The following is a 24,051-nucleotide window of genomic DNA, read 5'->3' on the forward strand; positions in this document are numbered from 1 at the left end:
TCCTCTCAACAAGAAAGAATTCCGTGGAAAACGACCCTAGCTTAAGCCCCACGCCATTTTTGGAAATCAGAGACCCGCAAATTGATGTAAAAGAGATCATGCGTGGAATCGAATCCAAGATCCCCCTTCCTCCTCCGACAAAGCTCGAACTGGAAAGGATCTCCCAAATGCAATTCCAACCGGAATCTCCGGAAGGTTATCGAAAATTTGACCCCGCCGGAACAGCTCATCTATTCGAAAAAGGAATCGCGCCGCCCAAATTTACAAATCCTAAGCTTTGGTTTGTGAAAGGTCCGATTAAATTTTTATTCACAAGATTCATCGAATTTTACGGGTTAGTCGACAAAAAACTTTCGGAAAACAGAATCAAAGCTTTTTTTTCCGTATTACACGAGTTAATTCGACTGGCAAAAAGAATGCAAAACCTGGAAAAAAGGTTCGAAAGCTTTTATAAAGATTATTTACTCCAAACAGACGTGAGAAAATTAAGCGGTGAACCTACGTTTGGTTGGGCAAGCTATCAATTTATCGATGATGCGGGACTGTCGGACGACTGGGATCTCGCGATTTCAGACATGAAAGAAAAAGGCAAATTGGAAGTCCTTTTCCCCGAATGGGGTTCCTTACTTAAAAAACTGACAATCGAATCCATTCCGTTTCATTCTTATACCGAAAGTAAAAACGAATTTGAATTTGTTCAAAAGAAAATCACATCCGATATCAAATTGGTCGATTCCCTATTTCCTTTGAAACATTTGGAAGCAAGTCACATAATCATCGGGCTTTCTCTGAATAAATTTCCATCAATCGTTTTGGAAAGAATCTTTGCTGAAATTTCCGGTTGGCTGCAACCGGGAGGATATCTTTACTTTTCCATTCAATTGGAAAATGAAGACAATCATAGTCCGTTTCAAGACATCCAATTGAGTAAAATCGATTTGAAAAAACTTCCCAATTATCTTAAAACGTTCGGTCTTTCGGAAGAAAGAGATCTGACAAAATCTTCCGCAAAAAAAATTCTACGTTATAAAAAGATCTCCTAATGAACGTATTTCAGCACCTAGATGAGCTGAAAGATTCCGATGGAGTAGGCAATGACGCAAAAGGCTTAAGCAATGAATTTACAAACTTAGGCTGGAATTCCCATTTTGTAACTAGGCTTCCTAAAAAAGGGGAAAAAGCGGAGTCTTCACAATATCATCTCTGTTATTCGAACCTCCCTTTGACAAATAATGATATTCATATCTTACATTATGCAGGCCAAGGATATCCCCTTGATTATTTCCAATCCTTACCAGGAAAAAAAATCCTACGTTTTCATAATATAACGCCCTCGTTTTATTATAAGAATACTACGACTCCCGAAATTTACAATTCAATGGAACGTTTCGAATCCGTTTCCTATTTGGAAATCGCTTCCTTGGCAATCTTTTGCGATGCCGCCTGGTGTGATTCACCATACAACAGCTATACGATCAAAGAATACGACTTTAAAAATATAATTACAATTCCTATCTGCAAATCCTACCATAACTCCGACATTCCATTGAGAAATAATAATGACGGATCTATTTGTTTTTTGGGTCGTTTTTCACCTCAAAAAAAATGGGAAGACCTGATTGATTTTTTTTTCATCTGGATAAAAACCCATCCGAATTCCAAATTGTATTGCGTCGGTTCAGTAATTCATGCCTTCCATGGATATTTCGATTTGCTTCTAAAAAAAGTTTCCGATCTTGATCTGGAGGGAAAAGTTTTATTTCTACAAGGTCTTTCCGACGAAGAAGTATTGCAAGTTTTGTCAAAATCCGATGCTTTTGTATCTATGAGCGAACATGAAGGATTTTGTTTGCCTGTCCTGGAAGCATTCGGAATGGGATTACCGGTATTCGCATATGAACAAGGTGCGATAGGATCCACAATGAGAGAAGGCGGAATCAGATTTCGTTCCAAAGATTATAAACGACTCGTTGAAAATATGGAAGATTATCTCTCCGATTCCACAAAGCGCCTAACGCTCATTCAAAATCAAAAAAAGGCATTGGAATATTATAATCACTTCCCTTGGCAAAAGCAGCTTTCGGATTTGGTGGGAAATTTATGAGACCTCTCGTACATCAATTTTCAGCAGGCTTTCAAGTTGGGGATGCCATTTCCCAAGAGATGTTGGAGATTAAAAAACTTCTGCAAGTTCAGGGATACAGGGGAAATATATACTCGGAAAATGTAAACAAGGCGGATGATAAATACGCTGAAAAATATTTAAAGGCAAAAATATCACCGAACGATTGGCTTATCTATCATCATTCGATTCATTCAGGCATACTCCCCTTTCTACTTAAACAACCGAATCCAAAAATTTTAATCTATCATAATGTCACTCCTCACGATTTTTTAGAACCTTATGATCTTCATTTCACTTATTTATTAAGAGAAGGCAGACACGATCTTCATACGATCAAAGAACATTTTCAAAACTACTTTGCGGTTTCAAATTTTAACAATTTGGAATTGCAAGAGCTTGGCTTTCAAAATTCAAAAGTGATGCCTCTTCATCTGAATTTTGCCAAATGGAATAAAAGCAATGTTGTTGTGGAAAAAAGCAAACACCCGATCCAATTTTTATTCGTAGGAAGAATTGCACCTAACAAACGTCAGGACGATTTGATTCGATTTGCCAAAATCTGGAAATTAAAAACAAATAAGGATTTCAGATTGAAGATGGTAGGATTTTGCAACCCGAACCAACAAGCTTATTTGGATGAATTGCAATTGATGATCAAAACCTACGATTTGAGAAAGGAAGTTGAGATTGTTCCTTATGTGAATGAATCCATATTAACAAAATATTATCTTGAAAGTTCTTATTTTTTATCAATGAGCGAACACGAAGGATTTTGTGTTCCGCTTTTGGAAGCAATGCATTTCGAATTACCGGTTATCGCTTACGATGCGGGGGCGGTGTCAGAAACATTAAACGGAAACGGTTTGTTATTCGCCAAAAAGGATTTTGAAGTTTTGATTCAAAAAATAGAATCGATAGAATCCGATAAGAACTTGAAAACGGAAATCATCCGAAAACAATCGCAAAGATTACAAGACTACGTTAGTAAAATATCAATTGCTCCGTTGTTAGAAGTGTTGGAAAAATAAAAACCGATGAAAGGGAAAAAGATAGCAATCCTAGTTCCCAGATTTCATCCGAATATAGCGGGTGGTGCGGAAAAACTGGCATTGGATTATGCATTGATTCTGAAAGAGTCCAATCAGGTTGAGGTTTTTACCACTTGTGCCAAAGATTATATTAGTTGGAAAAACGAATTACCGGCAGGCGAAGAAGTATGGGACGATATAAAAATCCACAGATTCCCTGTAAAAAAAGAAAGAAATATTAACACAATGAACCAAGTGCTGGAAAATTGTTTACGTAAAGGAAACAAAGTCAGCCTTGAAGAAGAGGAAAATTTTTTAATCGAACAGGGACCGTATTCACCTGGTTTGGTGAATACTATGATTGAATCACAGGATCGGTTTAATCTGATTATCTTGGTCGGATATCTGTATTACCCGATCGTAAAGGTTTTGACTCATCTAAAAAAGCCGGTTCTGATCATCCCTACATTCCACGAAGAGCCTGCTTTTACGTTACCGATTTATAAAAGGACTTTCCTGCCAGGTTATAGCTACTGTTTCAATGCTCCCGAAGAAGCTGATGTATACAAAAAGCAAATAGGAATTCTTCCTAAAAACTTTTTCTTTATCGGGACCTACGTTAGTTTACCAAACGAAAAAGTCCTGCAAAATCCGATCTCAAACGAAGAGGAGATCAATCTTTTGACATTGGGAAGGATCGAGCCGGCAAAAGGTTTTCCTGAACTTTATGCCCATTACGATTCATGGAAACATTTTTTCCCAAAAGAAAAAATCCATTTGATCAGCATAGGAAACAATCATTTGCCGAATGATCTGATCCCGGCATCGGTTCATTTACAGGGCTTTGTAACACAATCTGAAAAAGAAAACCTACTTCGAAGATCGCATTTGATTTTAAATCCGTCCGCTCTGGAAAGTTTTTCCATTGCCATTATGGAAGCTTGGTCTTTTGCAAAACCGGTTCTGGTCAATGGAAAATCGGATGTTATGCGGGGGCATTGCCAAAGGAGCCAGGGAGGACTTTATTATTCCGATGAAATTTCTTTCAGGTGTTCCCTCGAATACTTGATTCAAAATCCGAGTATTCGAGAGCGTTTGGGCAAAAACGGAAGAAGGTATGTAGAGTTGAATTTTACAAAAGAAGTAATAAAAAACAAATTGGAGTTAGTTGTCAGTAAACTACTCGATTGATCCCACCTTCGAATTCGTTCAAAAGAAAATCATGCAACAACCCGTTTGTTGCAAGGAGACTTGGGATATAAATACTAAAATCATTGCCGTCCATTGTAGACAATCTTCCCCCTGCTTCCTGCACAATCAAACCGGCGGCGGCCATATCCCAAGGCTTTAATCCCAATTCATAATATCCGTCGAACTTGCCTTCGGCAACCCAGCAAAGATCCAAAGTAGCGGCACCCGTCCGATGAACCCCTCTTGATTTTTCCAAAATGGATTTATAATAATCCATCAATACATCCAATGAATTTTTTCGATCATAGGGAAAACCTGTAACGAAAAGAGATTCTTTCAGCGACTTACGTTTGGAAACGCGGATTTGTTTTTTTTCACGAAAGGCGCCCTTCCCTTTGATTGCATGATAAAAAGTATTTAGCTCCGGAAAAAAAACCATCCCGAGCACAGGTTCTTTCGTTTCTTCCGATTCCAGACCGACTGACACGCCGTATAACGGTAATCCATGTGCGTAATTTGTAGTTCCGTCCAAAGGATCAATCACCCAACGAAACCCGCTCTTGCCTTGGTAATCTCCGAATTCTTCGGATAAAAAGCTATCCTGAGGATAAAATTTCCGAATTTCATCCAGAACCATTTTTTCAGCGCCTAAGTCCGCTTCCGTTACCAAATCATAAAGACGTTTTTCATTGATCGAAAGGTTTGGCGAATTGTGTTTTTCCGCGAGGAAACTAGCGACTTGCGGCAAAAAATTTAAAAAATGATACGATCTATCTTTGAGTTCTGACTCCATCAATACCCACCGAAACCAATGTTTTTCTTCATGGCGGTGATTTCTACATCTAAATTTAAGGTTTCATCTGCCTTTAACTTTCCACGAACCTGCTCGGTAGTTTTAATCACTTCTTGCAGAAGTTGGTTCAATTCGGTTTTTCTTTTTTCATTGTCACCCGCAAGAGACAGATCCCGACTAACACGGTTATACTGGTTTAATATCTTTGTAGTGGTTTCCGGGAAATAATTCAAATACTGTCTCGCTTTTTTATAGGAGAGTGGATCTTCCGCCAATTTCACACGCAGATCGCCTAAAGAATGTAAAAATTCGTTTCCTAAGCTTTGCAATCCGTTGTCTGTTAACGATTTCACTTCCTTCTCAATGGAAAGTTTGAAAGAATCGAATTTTTCCATATAAGATTTGTATTCGTTGAACTCCACTTTGTCGGAAAATTGTTTTTTTAAGGAATTCCAATTTTCCTTTGTGGATCGGGAGGCAAACAGGAGGGGAAAAAAACTAAAAGGATAATGATGCGGCTTACCAATTGTTGTGCGAAACACACCGAACCCTAAAAGCAACAGATGCAAAAATCCTACGAATGCATAGGAAAAAACAAACAAAACCCTATCGCCCGAAAAAGCGTTGCCTAAGCCTATATACCCGAAAGCCAACAAAGCCTGAAGATACATCGCTTCCAATGCCTGCCCTGCCGAATAAGAAGTCTTTTTTCTAGACAACCAAATGACGAATGGAAAAATCAAGGTCCCCAAAACTTCCCAGGAAAACGGAAAAGGAAGCAATGCCATAGGATAAGTAAGAAGCGTTGTTACATGGGCACGACGTGCCCATTTTTTTTCTTCCGCATCTATGATCTCTAAATTGTTTTCCATAATTATTTTGATTCCAGTAACTTCTGTTTGATATCTGATTCGATTTTAACCAATTCTTGTTCGGCAGTCTTTCTTTTTTGTCGCCCGTCTTCTTGGATTTTCAAAGTCTCATTGATCGTATCAATCAGCTGTTGGTTCACTTTTTTCAAAGTTTCGATTTCGATAATTCCTTTCTCCGATTCCTTTGCAATTTCCACCGTTCCGGTTTTCAGCATTTCTGCATTTTTTTGCAATAGATCATTGGTGGTTTTGCTGACTTCCTGCTGAGCCTGAAGCGCTTTCTTCTGACGAAGCAGCCCCAAAGCGATTACGATTTGATTTTTCCAAAGGGGAATCGTATTCAGAATTGAACTCTGGATTTTTTCAACTAACACCTGATTGCCATTTTGGATCAGCCGGATCTGCGGCCCCGTTTGAAGAGACAAAATCCGGCTGAGTTTCAAATCATGAATCTTTTTTTCGAAACGATCCGCCATCTGAACCATATCCTGGTACTTCTGAGAAGCGAGTGTATCACCTTGCGCCTGTGCTTTGGCCAACATTTCCGGAAGGATTTTGTCTCTTAGTTCCTTTACCTTCTGATCGCCCGCAGCTATATAAACTTGAATGTCTTTAAAATATTCCAAGTTTTTTTCATACAAGGCCTGAAGAAGAGTTATGTCCTTTGTTAGGTTGGTACGGGCATTATGCAATTCTTCAACGATCTTTTCGATTTGTGAATGCAAATCTTCAAATTTGGCTAAAAACTTTTTAGCACTATTGAACAGTCCTCCGATAAGAGGGATCTTGGAAAGAGTTCCCCCTTCCCCTGTTAGGCTGTCCAAATCCAGATCTTTTACCTTAAAAAGAAGATTATTGAGCAATTCACCCGCATAACCGGCATCTTTCGTTTTGATTTCGGCGAGAACACTGTCCGCAAATTCGGAAACTCGGGCTTGGACGGAAGAACCATATTGAATAATATCATTTGGATCGTTTAACTTGATTTGATCGGCAAGTTCCCGGACTTTTTTCAAGTCTTCCGGTGTTAGTTGCAACTCAGGGTCGTTTGTTTTTAACTCTAAAGAATCCATTTTTATTTTCTTCCTGCTCGTTTTTATAAAATTTGAATTTTTTCCGAAAGAGAATCAAGCAGAAAACAAAACGCGGAAAAAAGGTGAACAAGTAAATTTATTTCCGATCATTTAGATCCGATAACTTAGAAACGTTAGGATCAGAACTTATGTTCTAACAGGAATTAAGGTTAAATCCTTTCGATAATTTGTGAGAAAGCTTATGAAAGATATAAAAATCCAGAAAATAATTTTCCCCTTCCTACCACCGGATCTAGTGGTAAACCTGCAAGAATTCGAGACTTGTTTATTTACCAACGATGACCTACGGAAAATGTTCTTCTTCTTGAGAAATAGTAACTATACTCATTATCTCATCCTTAAACTTTTATTCTCTTCCGGAATGTCCACTCCGGAGCTAGTTTCTTTTAAAATCAAAAACTTTGAACCAAGTTCCGCCAACTTGAAGATTTCGGAACGTTGCAGATTAAAACACAGAAATATCCGTATTTCCGATGATTTTGCCAAGGAACTTTATCGCTTCTGCCAAAGTGAAAAAACAACGGAACTCCCTCTTTTTCCGGGACAAAAAGGTCTTAGAGAGGAAAGATCCATTCAAAAAATCCTGCAAAAAGCATCGCAAATCATAAAGAAGGAAGTCTCCATCCCATTGATCCGGGACTCAATCGCTTTGTATTTTTTTCATCGAGGATTCCCGGCACAGGAAATCCAAATATTTTTAGGCCATCGCTCTCTGAAGTCTACAAAACAACGTATATCTCTCTATTCTACCTTGGACGAGACATCAAATTCAGCGACTTTTGAGGATTTCGGTAGCGAAGCAGCGTAAAAATTTCTTGAATCCTATGATAATGCTTAGATCGTTGCTCTAAGTAGGCGCATTTTGGAAATCAAGACCAAAAAAATAGGCAAACACACTCTAGTTAATCTTAACGGTCGCCTGGACATTACTCATTCCGATGAAGTCGAGGCGAAATTAGCTGACGATGTTCAAAGTGGAGAGGGTGATATCATTATCAATCTCGAGCTTATTTCCTATATTTCTTCTTCTGGAATCCGTATCTTTGTCGGTATGGTTCGAGAATTGGACAAACAAGGTCGTAAACTCAAGCTCTGTTGTATCACTCCTCCCGTAAAAAAAGTATTCGATGTTGTGGAACTACTCGATCTTTTCGAAGTCTTCGAAACCGAACAAGAAGCTACCGCTTCTCTTTCCAAGTAATCCAATCCTTACTAGACTTCCACAAGCCAGCTTTTTAACCCTTTCTCTTTTCTTTTGGTTTTATTTTTTCACACAAAGCACTTCGATTCCTCCGTTTTGGCCGGATGAAGTCTTATTTTTTTCTCCCGCCCAAGCTTTTGCCAAAACGGGCCATCTAACAACGAATGTATTGGAAGGATTGATTCCGGGAATGGAATACAAAACACTTTGGATGCCTCCGGGGTTTTTGATCTTATCTTCCCTGTTTTTAAAAATCTTGCCGGATACGATTTTCATATTTAGGTTTTTCAGCGCCCTTACCGTATTTTTATCCGCTTGGCTTTTTTATAAACTGCTGGTCCAAGAAAAATTTTCCAAGTTCACAGCTATGATCGGTTTTGCGACGGTTCTTTCCGAACCGCTTGTATTTCGTTTCGGAACTTCCGGGAGAATGGAAGGATTAACAGCGCTTTTTTTTCTGGCAAGCATCTATGTCGCAGGCTCTAAGCGGGAACATATACTAAAATCCTTTCTTGCCGGCATTCTTCTGTCCTGTTCGGCAATGACACACCCGTTTGGCGCTTCCTTCGGGCTTGTATCTTTATTTTTCCTGGTAAGAGATAGGATTTCTATCTTACAAAAAGTTTTCTTCTTTATATTAGGTGGAATCATTCCAATCTGTTTGTGGGCCGTTTACATCCATCCGGATTGGAACCTTTTGACGATTCAATTCGGAGCCCAATTGATTCGGAAACAAATTTTATTCGGTAGTTTTACAGCACTTACCAAATTGAAAGTTTTTTTATTCGGATTCGCATTTTCCAAATTAAGACTCATCATCATCATCACTCAAATCTTTACGCTTGTGCTTGTTTCCATTTCTTTGTACAAGAAAAAACATGAATTGAATAGCAGACTGAATGTATATTGGATTTGGATTTTATCTGTCGCGGTTGCTTTGTATTCATCTTCCGAAGGATGGTATGTATTTCATTTTATTTTTCCCTTCGCATGGGGAATGGCGCTACTTGCAGAACAAAAATATTTCGGAAGAATCCTCTCTCTTGCAGGAATCAGTTTGTCCTTTGCGGGATGGCTTCATATCGTAAACATTCACTGGATTCAAACGGATTCCACATATATCTTAAACACTCAATTTCAAAAATTGGAAACCATTCTCAAGCCGCATAACAAAGTATACTTGCAAACTATCCCCGATCCTTATTTTCATTTGAGTGAAAAATATCCTGAAAAAAAGTTTTTGGAATTCATACCGGGAGAATTGGAATTCCCTTCCAATGAATACACCCGAACCATAGAATCTCAGGATGCGTTCGTATTTTACGATGATTCTTTAAAAAACCAGGCCATCTCTTTGTTTCTATCCAACCACCCTGAGTGGATTCGGGAGGAATGGGAAATTCCCGTTCCGAGCAATCATTGGTTGCATTTTAAAACAATCGTATATCATAAACCCACGGGGAATGAGAATGCGAGCCCATGAAATTTTCTGGAGACAAGTTCCGATTTCTTTCCTTTTGTTTTTTATTGGGTGTTATAGTTCCAAAAAAGACACACCTGCCCTGCTTGCACTACTAAACCAACCGACAAGTTCATATCAGATAACGATTGTAGGGGATTCACTTTCCCAATTATCCGACGGATTCGGATTGAAACATAAATTACCCACTTCTTATTCGATTAGAGATATGTCCGTCACAGGATATGGGACGGAAGACTGGCTCGTGCAATCTCCTAAACTGGAAGCCTTAGCCACGGATATCTGGCTGATTGAACTAGGAACGAATGATGCCAATCTTTACGGAACGACAAACTTTCTAACAAGATACAAAGAACTTTTGAGTCGTTTGGAAAAGAATTCCATTTCCATATTTATACTAACAGCTGTACCCTTAACTGATTATGTAGACTTACGTCCTTCTATCAAAACCAATAACCAAGGCATAAGAGATCTGGTTCAATCAAAACCGAATTACAGATTAGCCGATATTGAAAAAGTATTCTCCGCTTATACGGGAATTCCTCCCTTATATTCCTTAAATGATCCGGTGCATCCGAATCAATTGGGACTTGAGATTATGGGAAACGAATACCAGCGGGTCTTACTTGGGTTCTGAATTCAAATCAGCCAGAATTTTCAATCCCTTCAATGTCAACATGGGATCAATCAAATCGAAAACCTGGTTTTGAGAAGAAGCATGAATTGTGGAAACAAGTCCTCCTGTACCGATCACAATATAATCTCCCGGCATCTCTCTCTTGATTTCCGATACGATCCCTTTGAGAAGACCGATCCATCCGTAATAAAATCCTGATTGGATGGACTCGATGGTTGAACCGCCTAACACTTTGGAGGGTGCTTCGAATACGATCGGAGGAAGTTGTGCCGTATTTTTCGTCAACGCATCCATTGAGATTTTAAGGCCGGGGGCGATGACGCCTCCGATGTATTCCGGCTTTTCATTTAAAACGCAAAAAGTAGTAGCTGTTCCCAAATCTACAAGGATTGCTTTTCTGCCGGGAAAGGCCTTCACGCAATAGGCGGCATTCACCAATCTGTCGGCACCGATTTCAAAGGGTCGGGGATAGGTAATCCCAAAGTTCAGTTTCATTTGATAATGAACCCGCAAAGGATTTACATTGAACCAATCTTCTAACATTCGTTCAACGATCGGATTCAAGGAAGGAACTACGCTGGAATAAATCGCTGTTTTGATTCGATCCGATTTTACATTCTCTTGAGAAAGAAAACCTTTCAAAAAAAGACCGAGCTCGTCAGAAGTGCGCTCTCTGCGGGTTACGGTTCTTTTATGAAAATCGGGTGTCTCTTGCCCTTCTTGGAATATCCCGAATACTGTGTTGGTATTTCCAACATCTACTACTAATAAAAGTGGCTTTTCATCCATTCATATCACCCGAAACGAAGGGGAGGTATCCATAAGCTCGATCTTTTCCCCTCTTTCGGTCAGTAAAATGAGAAATCCATATTCATCAAATCCCAAAACTTTTCCCCGAATCATTTTTGAATCCCATTCCGTCTCGATCGCCTTGTCTTTCAAAAAAGAATGATTTTCTATCCAAATGAGTTCTTTGAGTATTTGTCCTTGGTCCATAAGATGAATAAGATAAGAATTGATTTCTTGTATAAATTGAAAGGTCAATCTTTCCGTCAGACCTTCGATCGGTTTTTCATCTAACAAGTAACAGGCTTTCGAATTCAGATTTTGAGGAATCCCTTCTCCGAAAATATTCAAACCCATACCGATGACAACGGTATAAATCCCGTTATGAAACTCGGACTCGATCAGTATTCCCGCAATTTTTTTTTCTCCTCTGTAAATATCGTTCGGCCATTTGACGGAGACTTCCCCTTCCAGATTCGGAAAAAAATACAGAATGGATTTCAATAACGCAGCGGACACAAACAGGGAAAATAAAGGCAAAGAAATATCATACGACGGCAATTGAATCTTACCGGAAAAAATGATTCTCTCATCACCTAACGAAATCCACTCATTGCCACCACGACCTTTCCCTTTGGTTTGTTCATCGGCAACGACCCAGGAACCGGGCACCCGTTGGTTGTCTTTGATCCATTCGTTTGTAGAATCCACGCTGATTAAATGATGACCAAGTTCCGGTTTTAAAAAATGATAAGACATAGATAACTTATCTTTTTCGAATTGGATTGACGAAAGTAAAAAATAAAGTCATATCTGAACCATGGACATTTCCGGAAAAACAGTACTAATCACTGGCGCAGGCATGGGAATCGGGGCTTTGGCTTGTATCGAATTCGCAAAGGCAGGAGCCAATATCATCGGTATCGACATTCAAAAAAAAGAGATGAATGAGACCAAAAAACAGGTAGAAGCTTTGGGCCGAAAGTTTTTTCCCTATGCATGTGATCTTTCCCGCCCTGACAATATCGATACTCTTGTCAGACAAATCGGCTACGACAAACTAACATTTCACATTTTGGTCAATAACGCCGGGATTGCTCCTTCAGGACCTTATCTGTCTCAGAATTTTTCCACATGGGAAAAGGCGATCTCCATCAACGTCAATGCTGTTACAAAACTCACTTATCTTTGCCTACCGATTCTAAAATCCCACCAGAAAGCACATATAGTGAATCTAGCAAGTGTGGCAGGAAAATTCGGATCGGAAGGAACTGTGATTTATTCAGCTACCAAACATGCAGTGGTTGGATTTTCCCAAGCGCTTCGTATGGAGCTATATGATTCAAATGTAGGAGTTAGTTGGATTTGTCCGACTATGGTCAAAACAAGAATGATCGATGGAGTCAAACCTTCTGTCTTTACCCCTATTATCGAACCCATCCAAGTGGTGAAAGCAATTCTTGCTGCCGTTCGAAAGAACCAAGGGGAAGTAATGGTTCCTTCCCGCCTTCGGTTTTCCATCGTGATCCTTCCTGCTCTTTTCCCGGAATTTGCCCTCTGGCTTGCGGTCAAAATGAAAGCTTCGAAAGGCTGGCTTTTGGCTAACAAGGGGCTTGAGAAAAATATTCCCAAATAAATATTTGTCTACATGCACATTTCTCAGGTTCTAGAACGTAAAAAGACCTCCATCAGTTTTGAATTTTTTCCCCCGAAAAACGAGGAAGCAGCAAGCGATCTATTCCAAACCATCCAAGATTTATCTTCTCTAAATCCTGCTTATGTTAGCGTTACCTATGGGGCAGGGGGTTCCACCAGAGATCTTACCCATGATTTGGTTGTTAAATTACAACAGCAAACAGGCTTAACAATTGTTAGCCATTTAACTTGCGTAGGTGCTACAAAAGAGGAAATCGGTCAGATTTTAAAACGATACGAAGCATCCGGAATTCATAATATCATGGCATTGAGAGGAGATCCTCCCAAAGGACAGACGGAATTTCAAAAAATGGAAAACGGCTTCGAATATGCGGGCGAACTTGTCGCCTATATCAAATCCAATTTTCCAAAAATGGGAATCGGAGTCGCAGGATTTCCGGAAGGGCACCCTAGTACTCCCAATCGTTTGAAAGAAATCGAATTCTTAAAGTGGAAAGTTGAACAAGGTGCCGACTATATCTGCACTCAACTTTTTTTTGATAATAATGACTTTTATGATTTTGTGGAAAGATGTGAAATTGCCGGGATCAAAGTTCCGATCATTGCAGGAGTGATGCCTGTCACTTCCAGAAAAGGAATGGCACGTATGGCAGAGCTTTCTTTAGGTTCCCGTTTTCCGGCAAAATTGCTGAAGGCACTTTCCCGGGCAGAAGACGATAGTTATGCGGAAAACGTTGGAATCCATTGGGCGACAGAGCAAGTCAGAGGACTCTTGGATCATAAAGTCGCAGGGATTCATATGTACACGCTTAACAAATCAAAGGCGACAAGAAAAATTTACGAATCTTTGGGGATTAGAAATTTCGATTCTCTCAGCTGAATTGTTAAACTTAAAATTCCCCGGAGTCTGGGGAATTGATTCCCAAGTATTCGTTGTTTTTCCAGTAACCTTCCATGATCAATCCTCCTCTAGGGTTTTTGATCGTAGCTTTGCCTTCCAAAAGATTGTCTTTCCAATTTCCTTCTAAAACATTTTTGTCTTTGAAGATGTATTTTCCGGGACCGTTTCTTTTCCCGTCTTTATAAAATCCTTCGAACCGATCTCCGTTGGGATAAACATAAGACCCTTCTCCATCCCGAATTCCTTCGGAATAGTTGCCTTCAAAGATTTCCTTTTCGGAATAAATGTATTTCCCCGCACCGTTGCGAACATCATTCACATACTGGCCTTCGAATTTTTGTCCGTTTTTGTAATGATAAATGCCAAGTCCGTTTTTAGAATCGTTTAAGAAAGATCCTTCGAACTCATCCTGATTCGGATAATTCAGTTTGCCGAGTCCTTCCCGATTTCCTCCGGTGAAACTACCTTCGTAAATGGATTTGGACTCCATTTCCATCTTTCCGGAACCGTTTACACATTCGCCTTCCATGCATTTGCCTTGCGCGCTTGCGCAGCTAACAAATGCAAATGAAAGAACGGATAAAAATACTCTGCTATTCATAATCGCAGAATGCAAAAATAAAAACCGGATTTTATTTAGCCACTACGTCTCTCCACCAGTTAGGGGAAGAAGAAACGATTCCTTCCTGACCATAGAGAGAATTTGCAATATTCAAAGAAGCGGCACCTGCAGGAGTTTCCACTTCATAATAATTATGACCTAACATTTCCAATTTGTTGGCGACTCGGAGTCCTTTGGATGCAAGAAAATTCTCTACTTTGTCTCTGGACCAGGAGGTTTTGAAATCAACAATGATGTTGCCCGGTAAAGCCAAGTAACTTGATCCTTGCATACTGGTGAATAATGGAGAGTATTGAATGGAGCCTGAACCGTTCAATGTTTTTGCAGCCGATACGGGACTACCCTTTGCTTTTGTCTTCCAGATACTGGCAGCTCCCGACTTCCGTAGAACAGTAGCAGTAGAGTCCAACGAACGAACACCTAATGTAGATTTGGTTTCCGTGTATTCGGCAGGCGCACCGAATTCGGCAATCAAACCGTCATGAAGTTGCAGATCTATCCTTTTGTTTCCATCGTAATAATAAAGATCGCTTGGTTTCAAATCCTGAGAGTAAGCAGGTTGAGAAACACAGGCGGATAAAAAAAGACCGATAAATATAATTTTAAATGTTTGAACCTTTTTCATAAATAGCTCCTGTTCCAATTTTAATTTGCTCGTCCCCTGATGTTCATAGACCAGGAGGAAATTGTATGAGTTCCGACACCCGTCGTACCAGGAGAAGTTTGACCACCCCATGAAGTGCAAGTACGCACAGAACTTGAATAGTTACACAAATCCGAAACCTTCAAAGACCAGGTTCCGTCTGCGGATTCATCCATAAAGGTAGTTACCCCGAAACGATACCCCGTAAAGTCCGTACATCTGGTAAATGCTGGCGTTGAATTGATACATGCTCTAGGAGATGCCAGGATCGCTGTTTTTCCGGAAGGAGAAGTCAATTCTATTTGCAAATCACCTGGCTCATCCGAGGCTCCGGTTGTAATCGTGAGAGTCAGATCTACGAATTCTATTTTTCCGATTCCCGAAGAACTGACAGCCACTGTATTTGTAGCTCCGGTTGCGTTGTTATTCGCAACAGATGCGTTAGTGGTAGAGCCGGTCACTGCTTTCTGCACTACTGATCCAAGCAATGTCCACGACTTAGCAAGCGTTACCGCAGCATTCGCGTCGGCGGCTCCGAAACCGTATTTATGATTGAATTTTAATCCGGCCCCGTTTGTGAACCAGCCGGCATCGGAAGGATCGTTTTGTCTGGCGGATCTCGCTAAAATCACCCGAACATCTCTCCAAGTTAGACTTGGATTGGCATCTACAATGAGTGCTCCCACTCCGGCAGCTAGAGGAGACGCTGCGGAAGTTCCGCTAAAAGAGCTGGTATAATTCCTGTTTGTCGGTTCGGTAGAGCTTGTTCCTCGGTTGTAACCACCCGTGGAGGAAACATCCGTTGTAAAAATCCCGACGCTATTGTTTCCAAGCGAATGCGCGCAAACCAGTAGATTGGCACCGTCTTCCGAATAGGAAGCTTTTTTACCGTCATTTCCAATGGCGCAAACGGCATTGACTCCGTAATAGTTCGCCTGACCGTCGTAATTCGAATTGTCGGTATAGATATTTGTGCTACTGGCTTGGCCGTAATAAGCAGTTAAAGACCTGCCTCCGTTTCCAGCGGCCCAGAAAAATACGGTTCCTTTTCCGTTTCTACCGGTGGATAATGCTGTGTCGATCCCCGATCTCCAAAAAGATCCGGAAGGAAATAACAATCCCATATTGTCCGCCGCTCCCCAGCTGTTATTCGAGATGAAGATACCTGCAGAATTCGTTGACATCGCATCACCGGCGTTAACATCTGTGGCATTAAAAAGAACATTCCGAGGGCTTATTTTCGCCTTGGAAGCGATTCCGACGCCACCTATGGAATTTTGCGGCGCTGCCATAATTCCGGCTACGGCCGTTCCATGGCATCCTGTGGAAGAAGAGCAAGTTCCGAAACCGTAGAAACTACCGCCATACAACTTCTGATAGCTGGTTGAGTAATTGGCTTTGAGATCTTCGTGGTCTATATCCATACCGTCATCAACGACCGCAATGTTTACACCACCTCCCTTACAACCTTGCGCCCATGCGCCGGTTGCTTTGGCATCTTCTCCCAAAAGAGAACTGGATGTAGAGCCGGTATTGGAGAGGTGCCATTGGCTCGAATAATAAGTATCAGACGGAATATCCGTAGAATCAGTACAGGCTCCGTCCTGGGGTGCCAACAAGCTCTGCAAAATCAGAAGATTGAGTAAATCCTCCAAAGGATCTTTCTTATCCTTTTTGCAATATGAAAAAGAAAGAACAAGAGACAAAAGAAATACAAATTTGAAAGCGCGCAAAATACTATCCCCCGAATAACTATGTTTCAAAACCATAGAACCTGCAATATCGCTGGCAAGTCACTTTTTTATGCTTTTGCCTCAGCTAACCTTTTTGCACGATCTTCCTGAACCAAGGCATCGATCAATTCGTCCAAATCCCCTTCCATAATGGCTGGTAGGTTATGACTGGTAAAACCCACTCTATGATCAGTACATCTTCCTTGAGGAAAGTTATAAGTCCGAATCCTTTCGGAACGGTCTCCCGATCCCACTTGTGCTTTTTTCAAAGCATCTGCGCTTAGTTTGGCGGATTCCGCAAGTTGATCTGCGATTCTGGCGCGCAGCATTCTCATCGCCTTATCTCTGTTTTTGATTTGTGATCTTTCTTCCTGAGAGGCCGATACGATCCCTGTAGGAATATGTGTGATTCGAACTGCCGAGTCCGTAGTGTTAACGTGCTGACCACCCGCACCGGAAGAGCGGTAAACATCGATTCGAAGATCACTTTCCTTGATATCTATTTCTTTTTCTTCCGCTTCCGGAAGAACGGCAACAGTAACTGCCGAAGTATGAATTCGTCCACCTGATTCGGTATCAGGAATCCTTTGTACTCTATGTGTTCCGGATTCGAACTTAAATAAATCGTAAGCACGATCGTCTTCTAATGCAAAAACGATTTCCTTGAACCCACCTATTCCCGTTGGGCTCGAGTCTACTACATCCACCTTCATTCCCACTTTATCAGCATACTTATTATACATTCGGAAAAGATCCGCGCAAAACAATCCGGACTCTTCTCCTCCCGTTCCGGCACGAATTTCAACCAATATGTTTTTGCCGGAGTTGGGATCCGGGGGAAGTAACATGATTTCCAGTTCCTTGGAAAGGGATTCCAATTTTGCTTCTCCTTCTTCCACTTCCGATTTCAACATAGCATGCATGTCGGAATCGTTTTCCGAGGTGAGAAGGGATTTCGCATCTTCGATGTCTTGTGAAATTTTAAGATAATCGGCAGCTTTACTGTAGACAGGTGTTAGGCGAGATCTTTCCTTGGAAAGACTCTTCAGTTGGTCGGGTAGAGTCGCCCGCCCTAACTCATCTTCAATGCGAAGGTATTTTTCTTGTATTTTTTTCAATCTGTCTATCATGTCTATGGAAAGGCTATAGAATGCCTAATTTTGATAAACTAAAAACTATTACTTATTTTGCTTAAGGTGAACGAAAACAAATCCCCGATTCCATCCAATGGCTTTTTAGAGAGCCTAATCGACCTATTTGCAGGTTTGGAACAATACAGAAGCCCTTATGCGCCCACAGTTCAGGCTCCGGATGAAATGGTGGAGCAATTGGTGCAAAATGCCTCGTTCAAAACGGGACTGGTGAGTGCGACCTGCTCTCTCCCTCCCGGTCCCCTCGGACTACTTAGTATTCTACCGGAATTGCTGGTAATCTACCGCATCCAAGGTCATTTGGTTTTGGATATCGCGGCCCTTCACGGAAAAGAAGTCCATGTGACCCGGGAGCTTCTTTTGTATTGTTTATTCAAACACGGAAGCGCCCATGTATTCAGAAAAGTCATAGAGGAAACTTCTTTAAAAATTCTAATTCGCCCGACCACGGTCATGCTGTTTCAATCCTTATTGGAAAAGGTCGGATTATTGATCACCAAAACCGTCCTTCGTAAACAATTTGCTAGGTGGATACCTCTGGGAGGTGCCGTAGTCACTGGAACTTTTGCTTATTTCGATACAAAAAAAGTCGGAACTACCGCCCATGCTCTTTTTTCCAAAGAAATAGAAACTTGGAATCATATAACAGATTTGGAAGCAGAGTGATTTTTTTTAGATTCATTTTTATAATTTACCTTTTACCATTCTTACTTACGATCTCTTGCAAATCAGAACATGAAAATCTAGTTGCTGATATAGATGATTTGATCGCAAGAGAAAAGTATGAAAAGGCTCTCAGCCTTTTGGAAGAAAGACTTTCCGCTAATAGAAATTCAGCGGAAGTCCTTTCCAAATCCAAACCGAACCAACCCCGCTTATTTCAAGTTTCGGAAGACAGAACAAAAATCGTTTGGACGGAAAATAAGACCGTATTTTACAGAGATCTGATTTTGGACAAAAGCGAAGAAAGAGAGCTGAAAATCCGACCGGATAATTTCAAAATATCAGCAAATGGGGATTATGCGGTCATGCAGTTTCCATTAAAACAAAAAGGCGGCTGTGCCATTTTCGCCTACTCTTTGACAAATTCATCTCTCGAATACGAATCAGGTGCTCATGTTCCCTGCAAAACGGGAATGGGAATCACCTCCGACGGAAGCAAGATTTACTATTTCTTTGAAAACGATTTATTCGAAGAAAAAACTTCCTTACCCAAAAACCCTAAAAAATATATCTCCGGCGATGAATTCCCTACTACTTTTCCCAAATTAAAAGCAAACTACCAATTGGCATCCCTGGGAGACGATTGGTTATTGTGGTCGGGAACGGGCGGATCGTATAACCTATATTATATTAATTCGTTTCACAAACGAATTTCACTTTTCACAAAAGACATTGTTCTACCTAGGATTTTATATCACAATGGAACCACCGCTTACCTGGTAGGTGGCAAGGTGGGTGATCTTTTTCTAAAAGAAGTCAATTACTTGGGGAACAAAAGTCCCTCCATTTCCAGGGGAACTCCGATCAATGCGAGAGAAGCCATTTCCTACCGACTCACTGCGAAAGATGAATTCATTTCCCCCAACCAGTCCGAACCTTTGCAACCGATGAAATGGAAAGTCTTAGGAAAAAAAGAACATCTTCCTTTCTTTTTGGAAAGATTCTGGGGAGTTTCGGGAGACCGTATTGTTTACGAAAACAAAAAAGGGGAACTGGTAATAGACAATCTTCAATTTACGAAAGAAGATTGGAGTATGTGGAATTATTATAAGGAAGTCAAGAAAAAGAACGACGGTTAGGCGGCTTGCTCGTTCTCGTTACGATTTACAAAGAAAGAACAATTTTTGTATTCTTCCGTTATGCAATGTGAAGTGAGCAAGTTCACATCGTCTGTCTGCAATCTGTCTTTAGAGCTAGGGCATACTTTCAACCCTTGCGTATAAAGAGGACATTTAACGTAAAACTCGTTGGCAGAAGATCCTGTTTTTGACATAACTCCTCAAAATTCTTTTAAGTTTTCTTTTCATGTCAAATGGATTTTAATTTAAAATGCAAAAAAACTTATATAGATTAAGTCTCTTATTTCTTTTTTTAGAAGTATAAATTTAAGATCCTTGGTTGTGATTCCGACTCGGATTCATCTTTATTTACAAAGTCGCGTATGTTAAATGTTTTACCGCTCGTTCCTTCTTCGAAAAATTTCCCATGCAGAAACACTTGTACCGATTCCACTGCCCGAGTGATTTTAATATGTTTGGAAAGACCGTGTTTGATCCAAATTTCATTTTCGGACAAAGAGCCGATTTCAGGATCGTTGATATAATTTTTCATTTTTTCAATATTCAATTTCGGGAATGAGAAGGCAGGAGATACCAGCCCGTCCAAAGGCCTACCTTTCAATCGTTCGTAAAGTGCCGAGTTAAAAACTTCATGACCCAAAAATACCGCCACCTTCCAACCGGGAACTACCCAAGTTCGATCCTGTGCCACATCCCCCGGTTCCAAAATCATTTCTTCTTCTTCCGTAAGTAATGTCTTTCTAACCAAAGGATCCATCACACGGCCGTCGGCAGAAAATGAAACGGACACATTGTACAAAGGACCTTTCGGATCAACAATCAGTTTTCCCCCGACAATTTTAGGAGAAGGCAAAATAATAGACCCTGCGAGAATCGGAACCGAATATTCTTTAGCCAATCTAGCGAAAGTTAGCTGATATGTATCGGCCATTAGCTGAGACTGGTATCGAAATGCAGCTTCCCATTTAGGTTGCGCCTTCTTTGAAAATTCCAAATGAGGTACTAATTCCGCTTCATGTTGAATCGCAAACGTATCTATCGCCGTTTTCCAGTCCGGGCTATGGAATACCCGTTCCTTTTGTCCTAAGAATACTAGCCCGGTACCGATATGCTCAGGAAATATAATGATTGTTTTACGGTCATAAATATTTGCGTCTTTTCCCGTTTTGAGAAGTTCCTCTATTCTTTCCGCCCACCATTCCTGTTTGGAAAAATCACTACCGTCTAAGTATACCTGCATGGAAATGATGTTTCCATACTTTCTGTCAGCGCCGTTGGTTTGAATGGGAATCGTGGTCCAGGATTTTTCAGCTCTGGAGATCTCGTTTTCCTCGTAAGTAGGGAGGGGAAGGGAAGGTACCGGAACGCTCACTCCCGTGCTATGAAAAGAATGTGCGGCAAACGAAGTAATGCCGACCAGAATCAGGAAAAAAATAATCCGAGAAGTAGAAACGTAAAAATTATGCATATTCTTCCAAATAAACCTTAACTGCATCCAACATATATTCCGTGAACAAAGGAGACGGATCGTAATTTTTTACCGATACCCATTCCATAAAATCATGTTCATCTGAAATAATGATTTCACCACCCAAAAGTTTTGCCTGATAGGCAATGATAATACAAGGATGATTTCCTTCATTGACTCGATGTTTATGAACGAAAATCGGTTTCGGATTGATTTCCACCCGGACAGATTCGCCTAACTCCTCTTTTACTTCCCGGTGAATACTATCCATCCAGTCGTCAAAAAATTCGTCTTCGTTCATTCTTCCGCCCGGCAAATCCCCATAGCCGGATTTACTATCCCGCATGATGAGAAATTTATCGCCGTCTCTTAAAAATAATTTTTGAGTGATTTGAAAAGAACCGTGTTTACTCATAACGGATTTCCCCATTTGTCAATTTGATGATCGACTGCATACAAAGCGGGTTTAGGAAGTGAATTCGTTTTGTACAATGAAACCATACCCAAGGCGACTGTTGTGAGTTGAGTAATGATAGGATCCATAGATTCGGTAGGAACTCCGTAAAACAAAAAGTTGATCGGGCTACCATCGCTTAACAAGAATAATGTTTTTTCAACCGCCTGTTTTTTCGACTCGAAAAGAAAACTGACTTTTCCACCCAAATCCATTCCGGTCTGCGGATCTATGATCCGATCGATAACCAACCGAATCGGAATGTTGCCAATGGCCGGTGTCGAGGATTGATACAAATCATTCAGCCATTCGATCAGATCCGTGAATTCTGCCGTTTTTGTAGAACCGGAAGCAACATACAAATTGGGATTCTCGCTGTTTAGAATCCAATTTTCCCAATCTTTTTGTTTTAGAACGGACTCGCCTGTTACACCTATAATCAAATCAATGCCTAGAAATTCTTCCGAAGGCAAATGAGAAAAATCTGAGTATTGGCGGTTTCCATTGTTTACAAATTTAAGATCTACTTGTGAAATCACCCGATTGGATTCATGCAACCGACCATCTACAAGATAAGTATTTAAAAATCCGCCGATATTTCCGAGAGAACCCAAAAGCAAAATTTTCCTTTTGGAAAGAACCTTACCCAAACCATGCAAACTGTTTTCAATGGCATTTAATATGGAAAAGGCGACCTCTTTGGATTCCTCTTTTGTTTTTTCATTGGAAACAGCGATGGTAAATGCAGGTAGCGTAAGAAGGTTCTCAACTCCCGCCGTTTTTTTCAATCGATCGTATCCGTTGCGGGTATGTTCCACTGTTCCGATAACTGTTTGAGAAATGAAAGACGATAATCCTTCCGAAGAAAATTCAGGAGGGCAATCCACCCAAAACTCGGAAGCGATTTCACCGATTGTTTTATTCTCTTTGCAACGTTGATTGATGATGGGAGCGACATATCCGCCGTCTTCTACAAGCAGGATCTTTTCTCCTGTTTTTCTAAGCTTGAATAATTTGTTTAAAAACAAATAGGTAGCAAGGTATTTCATCGCATCAAAAAAACCGAATTTTGCCTCTTCCAGTTTTGCCGCAAATTTTCTATGAGGTGAAGAATCACTGTAAAGCGGGGAAAGTCCGTAATAAGGACGATTATTCTTTGTGAGTTTGAATTCCAGACCCGCCATGAAAAAAGATTCGGTAGGAATATCGAGTAGTATATCGAGATAAACAGGAGGGATATTCCCACCGTATTTTACGAATGCTACATCCAACGATTTTATTTCCAACCTTCTCAATGTTTCTATCATGGAGATGATTTCTGAAGTGATATGGTGGATCAGAAAAATATGCGTATTCTCAAAGTTATGCGAATGTTCTTTTTTATCCGCAATCGCCTCCAGAATAGGCATTCTTTTCAGATAAAAGCTGGAATCAATTTGAGTTCTTTTTCTGTTAAAGCTGAAATTGAGAACTCTGTCCAACCGGGAAAGTTCCACGTAAACTTGAGCCCTTCCTAGCTTGGCCAATACAGTATGGCCTTCTTTGATTGTTTGAGAGATGTCGGCATCTTCCAAAAGCAAAAACAACTTCTTCATCAAAGGCAATGTGTTCTGAGGATCCGTAGCCAGAATCATTGTACGAAAACTATCTTCCCAATAAAAATGGATATGAGTGAGCCTGCCTATCGGTGTTTTTTCCAACTGCTCGAACACTTTGCTGAAATGTCTGTTTTCCTCTTCAAAGAAAGTTTCGCCTTTCTGAGCGGCACCTATAATGCTATTGTTGAGAGATTCGCTGATCTTGGAAGCACCTGCAATATAAGTCCTTTTGCCGATATCATCCACCACCTCATGTTTGATACCGCCTAGATTCAGCACAGAGGAATCAATAGCATCGACTGTTATGCGAATGAAAAAATCCCCCACATTGATCTGACTCGTAACCCTTTCCATCAGAATCTGGTATCTGCCGTCCGCATCACTTCGGTTTTTATAAAAGGGAAAAAGCAAAGCTATCGAAGGATTTAATTTCGGATCTTCTCCGTAAAACTCGGGATGAAGTTTTTTAGCGATCGATTGTCTTTGAAAAGTCCCAAATACGGATCTTAAGTCCTCTTCGAACTGATCCCGAAACAAAAGCCAATCATTCAATATACCGGATCTTGCATGCACTTGAACATAAGAGATATGCATATCAATCAGCTCATGATTGATATTGGGATTTATTTTTTGAATAAAAGAAATATCACCGGGCAAGCTATGGAGGTTATTTGTAATCTCTTCACTCAAAGAGCGGGATAAAATGGAAAGACCGAAAAAAATCCTCAAATTGGATAAGTCGATTTCCCAAAGATGAGATTCTTTTTTGATTAGAGTGGGTCCGATGGAAGTTGCGATTTCAGATGGAATCATTTT

The 24,051-nt window shown here is 40.5% G+C and carries 26 protein-coding genes; 12 read left to right on the forward strand and 14 right to left on the reverse strand.

Annotation, left to right across the window (positions count from 1 at the left end):
• Positions 1-23 precede the first annotated feature (23 nt).
• Genes DI077_RS17235 through DI077_RS17250 form a run of 4 tightly spaced genes read left to right on the forward strand, consistent with a single transcriptional unit; the run spans position 24 to position 4,344 of the window.
• Entirely contained in the window at positions 24-1,043 is a 1,020-nt protein-coding gene (locus DI077_RS17235; RefSeq protein WP_109021512.1) for an LIC_10202 family protein, read from the forward strand.
• Positions 1,043-2,104, forward strand: coding sequence for a glycosyltransferase family 4 protein (locus DI077_RS17240; RefSeq protein WP_109021513.1), 1,062 nt, complete (start codon positions 1,043-1,045; stop codon positions 2,102-2,104). Before DI077_RS17235 ends, DI077_RS17240 begins: the two co-directional genes overlap by 1 nt.
• On the forward strand, positions 2,101-3,153 hold the full coding sequence (locus DI077_RS17245; protein WP_109021514.1) for a glycosyltransferase family 4 protein: 1,053 nt from the start codon (positions 2,101-2,103) through the stop codon (positions 3,151-3,153). The genes DI077_RS17240 and DI077_RS17245 overlap by 4 nt, the downstream gene beginning before the upstream one ends.
• A 6-nt stretch (positions 3,154-3,159) precedes the next feature.
• Positions 3,160-4,344 (forward strand): glycosyltransferase family 4 protein, encoded by a 1,185-nt coding sequence (locus DI077_RS17250; RefSeq protein ID WP_109021515.1) that lies wholly within the window; start codon positions 3,160-3,162, stop codon positions 4,342-4,344.
• Here DI077_RS17250 and DI077_RS17255 read toward each other — a convergent pair.
• Genes DI077_RS17255 through DI077_RS17265 form a run of 3 tightly spaced genes read right to left on the reverse strand, consistent with a single transcriptional unit; the run spans position 4,325 to position 7,082 of the window.
• A complete protein-coding gene (locus DI077_RS17255) occupies positions 4,325-5,137 on the reverse strand; it encodes an inositol monophosphatase family protein (protein ID WP_109021516.1) in 813 nt (270 codons plus the stop codon). The genes DI077_RS17250 and DI077_RS17255 overlap by 20 nt on opposite strands.
• Complete coding sequence (locus DI077_RS17260) at positions 5,137-6,009, reverse strand: magnetosome magnetite crystal formation protein family (RefSeq protein WP_242935264.1); 873 nt, start codon at positions 6,007-6,009, stop codon at positions 5,137-5,139. Before DI077_RS17260 ends, DI077_RS17255 begins: the two co-directional genes overlap by 1 nt.
• Before the next feature lie 2 nt (positions 6,010-6,011).
• A complete protein-coding gene (locus DI077_RS17265; RefSeq protein ID WP_109021518.1) occupies positions 6,012-7,082 on the reverse strand; it encodes a toxic anion resistance protein in 1,071 nt (356 codons plus the stop codon).
• Between the two features lie 202 nt (positions 7,083-7,284).
• Here DI077_RS17265 and DI077_RS17270 point away from each other — a divergent pair, with 202 nt between their 5' ends.
• Together DI077_RS17270 and DI077_RS17275 are read left to right on the forward strand one after the other, a co-directional pair.
• Positions 7,285-7,911 carry a site-specific integrase gene (locus DI077_RS17270; RefSeq protein ID WP_109021519.1) on the forward strand — a complete coding sequence of 209 codons (627 nt, stop codon included), beginning with the start codon at positions 7,285-7,287 and terminating at the stop codon, positions 7,909-7,911.
• Between the two features lie 54 nt (positions 7,912-7,965).
• Entirely contained in the window at positions 7,966-8,304 is a 339-nt protein-coding gene (locus DI077_RS17275) for an STAS domain-containing protein (RefSeq protein ID WP_109021520.1), read from the forward strand.
• A 60-nt stretch (positions 8,305-8,364) separates the two neighbouring features.
• Here DI077_RS17275 and DI077_RS17280 read toward each other — a convergent pair whose 3' ends face one another.
• A complete protein-coding gene (locus tag DI077_RS17280) occupies positions 8,365-8,580 on the reverse strand; it encodes a hypothetical protein (protein ID WP_242935265.1) in 216 nt (71 codons plus the stop codon).
• 91 nt (positions 8,581-8,671) lie between these two features.
• Between DI077_RS17280 and DI077_RS17285 the strand changes: the two genes are divergently transcribed.
• Positions 8,672-9,787 carry a dolichyl-phosphate-mannose--protein mannosyltransferase gene (locus DI077_RS17285; RefSeq protein ID WP_242935266.1) on the forward strand — a complete coding sequence of 372 codons (1,116 nt, stop codon included), beginning with the start codon at positions 8,672-8,674 and terminating at the stop codon, positions 9,785-9,787.
• Entirely contained in the window at positions 9,774-10,421 is a 648-nt protein-coding gene (locus DI077_RS17290) for an SGNH/GDSL hydrolase family protein (RefSeq protein WP_109021522.1), read from the forward strand. Before DI077_RS17285 ends, DI077_RS17290 begins: the two co-directional genes overlap by 14 nt.
• Here the strand turns inward: DI077_RS17290 and DI077_RS17295 are convergent.
• Entirely contained in the window at positions 10,407-11,210 is an 804-nt protein-coding gene (locus tag DI077_RS17295; protein WP_109021523.1) for a type III pantothenate kinase, read from the reverse strand. The genes DI077_RS17290 and DI077_RS17295 overlap by 15 nt on opposite strands.
• Positions 11,211-11,966 carry a biotin--[acetyl-CoA-carboxylase] ligase gene (locus tag DI077_RS17300; RefSeq protein ID WP_109021524.1) on the reverse strand — a complete coding sequence of 252 codons (756 nt, stop codon included), beginning with the start codon at positions 11,964-11,966 and terminating at the stop codon, positions 11,211-11,213.
• 61 nt (positions 11,967-12,027) lie between these two features.
• Here DI077_RS17300 and DI077_RS17305 point away from each other — a divergent pair, with 61 nt between their 5' ends.
• Positions 12,028-12,843, forward strand: coding sequence for an SDR family NAD(P)-dependent oxidoreductase (locus DI077_RS17305; protein ID WP_109021525.1), 816 nt, complete (start codon positions 12,028-12,030; stop codon positions 12,841-12,843).
• A 12-nt stretch (positions 12,844-12,855) separates the two neighbouring features.
• Positions 12,856-13,743: a methylenetetrahydrofolate reductase [NAD(P)H] gene (metF, locus tag DI077_RS17310; protein WP_109021526.1), complete on the forward strand. Its 888-nt coding sequence runs from the start codon at positions 12,856-12,858 to the stop codon at positions 13,741-13,743.
• A gap of 10 nt (positions 13,744-13,753) precedes the next feature.
• Here the strand turns inward: metF and DI077_RS17315 are convergent, their stop codons facing one another.
• Genes DI077_RS17315 through prfA form a run of 4 tightly spaced genes read right to left on the reverse strand, consistent with a single transcriptional unit; the run spans position 13,754 to position 17,892 of the window.
• Positions 13,754-14,365 carry an MORN repeat-containing protein gene (locus DI077_RS17315; protein ID WP_109021527.1) on the reverse strand — a complete coding sequence of 204 codons (612 nt, stop codon included), beginning with the start codon at positions 14,363-14,365 and terminating at the stop codon, positions 13,754-13,756.
• A 31-nt stretch (positions 14,366-14,396) separates the two neighbouring features.
• Positions 14,397-15,011, reverse strand: coding sequence for a hypothetical protein (locus tag DI077_RS17320; protein WP_109021528.1), 615 nt, complete (start codon positions 15,009-15,011; stop codon positions 14,397-14,399).
• 20 nt (positions 15,012-15,031) lie between these two features.
• Positions 15,032-16,792, reverse strand: a complete 1,761-nt coding sequence (locus DI077_RS17325) for a S8 family serine peptidase (RefSeq protein ID WP_242935267.1) — start codon at positions 16,790-16,792, stop codon at positions 15,032-15,034.
• Between the two features lie 38 nt (positions 16,793-16,830).
• A complete protein-coding gene (prfA, locus tag DI077_RS17330; RefSeq protein WP_109021530.1) occupies positions 16,831-17,892 on the reverse strand; it encodes a peptide chain release factor 1 in 1,062 nt (353 codons plus the stop codon).
• A 66-nt stretch (positions 17,893-17,958) separates the two neighbouring features.
• Here prfA and DI077_RS17335 point away from each other — a divergent pair, with 66 nt between their 5' ends.
• Together DI077_RS17335 and DI077_RS17340 are read left to right on the forward strand one after the other, a co-directional pair.
• Positions 17,959-18,579 (forward strand): hypothetical protein, encoded by a 621-nt coding sequence (locus DI077_RS17335; protein WP_109021531.1) that lies wholly within the window; start codon positions 17,959-17,961, stop codon positions 18,577-18,579.
• A complete protein-coding gene (locus tag DI077_RS17340) occupies positions 18,576-19,715 on the forward strand; it encodes a hypothetical protein (protein WP_242935268.1) in 1,140 nt (379 codons plus the stop codon). Before DI077_RS17335 ends, DI077_RS17340 begins: the two co-directional genes overlap by 4 nt.
• Here DI077_RS17340 and DI077_RS17345 read toward each other — a convergent pair.
• The 4 genes from DI077_RS17345 to DI077_RS17360 all read right to left on the reverse strand — a co-directional run bounded on the left by DI077_RS17345 (position 19,712) and on the right by DI077_RS17360 (position 24,048).
• On the reverse strand, positions 19,712-19,909 hold the full coding sequence (locus DI077_RS17345; RefSeq protein ID WP_109021532.1) for a hypothetical protein: 198 nt from the start codon (positions 19,907-19,909) through the stop codon (positions 19,712-19,714). The two genes, DI077_RS17340 and DI077_RS17345, sit on opposite strands and share 4 nt — an antisense overlap.
• A 98-nt stretch (positions 19,910-20,007) precedes the next feature.
• Positions 20,008-21,183 (reverse strand): carbon-nitrogen hydrolase family protein, encoded by a 1,176-nt coding sequence (locus DI077_RS17350; RefSeq protein WP_109021533.1) that lies wholly within the window; start codon positions 21,181-21,183, stop codon positions 20,008-20,010.
• The gene (locus tag DI077_RS17355) at positions 21,176-21,598 is read right to left on the reverse strand and encodes an NUDIX domain-containing protein (protein WP_109021534.1); all 423 of its coding nucleotides are present in this window, start codon (positions 21,596-21,598) and stop codon (positions 21,176-21,178) included. Before DI077_RS17355 ends, DI077_RS17350 begins: the two co-directional genes overlap by 8 nt.
• Positions 21,595-24,048 carry a hypothetical protein gene (locus DI077_RS17360; RefSeq protein WP_109021535.1) on the reverse strand — a complete coding sequence of 818 codons (2,454 nt, stop codon included), beginning with the start codon at positions 24,046-24,048 and terminating at the stop codon, positions 21,595-21,597. Before DI077_RS17360 ends, DI077_RS17355 begins: the two co-directional genes overlap by 4 nt.
• Between the last annotated feature and the right edge of the window lie 3 nt (positions 24,049-24,051).

The sequence above is a fragment of the Leptospira kobayashii genome (genome assembly GCF_003114835.2).
Classification (GTDB): domain Bacteria; phylum Spirochaetota; class Leptospiria; order Leptospirales; family Leptospiraceae; genus Leptospira_A; species Leptospira_A kobayashii.

What these genes read in the sequence shown, in the direction of transcription:
- DI077_RS17240 (WP_109021513.1), top strand. Translation starts at nt 1,043, where the DNA reads ATGAACGTATTTCAGCACCTAGATGAGCTGAAAGATTCCGATGGAGTA.
- DI077_RS17245 (WP_109021514.1), top strand. Translation starts at nt 2,101, where the DNA reads ATGAGACCTCTCGTACATCAATTTTCAGCAGGCTTTCAAGTTGGGGAT.
- DI077_RS17250 (WP_109021515.1), top strand. Translation starts at nt 3,160, where the DNA reads ATGAAAGGGAAAAAGATAGCAATCCTAGTTCCCAGATTTCATCCGAAT.
- DI077_RS17255 (WP_109021516.1), bottom strand. Translation starts at nt 5,137, where the DNA reads ATGGAGTCAGAACTCAAAGATAGATCGTATCATTTTTTAAATTTTTTG.
- DI077_RS17260 (WP_242935264.1), bottom strand. Translation starts at nt 6,009, where the DNA reads ATGGAAAACAATTTAGAGATCATAGATGCGGAAGAAAAAAAATGGGCA.
- DI077_RS17265 (WP_109021518.1), bottom strand. Translation starts at nt 7,082, where the DNA reads ATGGATTCTTTAGAGTTAAAAACAAACGACCCTGAGTTGCAACTAACA.
- DI077_RS17270 (WP_109021519.1), top strand. Translation starts at nt 7,285, where the DNA reads ATGAAAGATATAAAAATCCAGAAAATAATTTTCCCCTTCCTACCACCG.
- DI077_RS17280 (WP_242935265.1), bottom strand. Translation starts at nt 8,580, where the DNA reads ATGAAAATCGTATCCGGCAAGATTTTTAAAAACAGGGAAGATAAGATC.
- DI077_RS17285 (WP_242935266.1), top strand. Translation starts at nt 8,672, where the DNA reads ATGATCGGTTTTGCGACGGTTCTTTCCGAACCGCTTGTATTTCGTTTC.
- DI077_RS17290 (WP_109021522.1), top strand. Translation starts at nt 9,774, where the DNA reads ATGCGAGCCCATGAAATTTTCTGGAGACAAGTTCCGATTTCTTTCCTT.
- DI077_RS17295 (WP_109021523.1), bottom strand. Translation starts at nt 11,210, where the DNA reads ATGGATGAAAAGCCACTTTTATTAGTAGTAGATGTTGGAAATACCAAC.
- DI077_RS17300 (WP_109021524.1), bottom strand. Translation starts at nt 11,966, where the DNA reads ATGTCTTATCATTTTTTAAAACCGGAACTTGGTCATCATTTAATCAGC.
- DI077_RS17305 (WP_109021525.1), top strand. Translation starts at nt 12,028, where the DNA reads ATGGACATTTCCGGAAAAACAGTACTAATCACTGGCGCAGGCATGGGA.
- metF (WP_109021526.1), top strand. Translation starts at nt 12,856, where the DNA reads ATGCACATTTCTCAGGTTCTAGAACGTAAAAAGACCTCCATCAGTTTT.
- DI077_RS17315 (WP_109021527.1), bottom strand. Translation starts at nt 14,365, where the DNA reads ATGAATAGCAGAGTATTTTTATCCGTTCTTTCATTTGCATTTGTTAGC.
- DI077_RS17320 (WP_109021528.1), bottom strand. Translation starts at nt 15,011, where the DNA reads ATGAAAAAGGTTCAAACATTTAAAATTATATTTATCGGTCTTTTTTTA.
- prfA (WP_109021530.1), bottom strand. Translation starts at nt 17,892, where the DNA reads ATGATAGACAGATTGAAAAAAATACAAGAAAAATACCTTCGCATTGAA.
- DI077_RS17345 (WP_109021532.1), bottom strand. Translation starts at nt 19,909, where the DNA reads ATGTCAAAAACAGGATCTTCTGCCAACGAGTTTTACGTTAAATGTCCT.
- DI077_RS17350 (WP_109021533.1), bottom strand. Translation starts at nt 21,183, where the DNA reads ATGCATAATTTTTACGTTTCTACTTCTCGGATTATTTTTTTCCTGATT.
- DI077_RS17355 (WP_109021534.1), bottom strand. Translation starts at nt 21,598, where the DNA reads ATGAGTAAACACGGTTCTTTTCAAATCACTCAAAAATTATTTTTAAGA.
- DI077_RS17360 (WP_109021535.1), bottom strand. Translation starts at nt 24,048, where the DNA reads ATGATTCCATCTGAAATCGCAACTTCCATCGGACCCACTCTAATCAAA.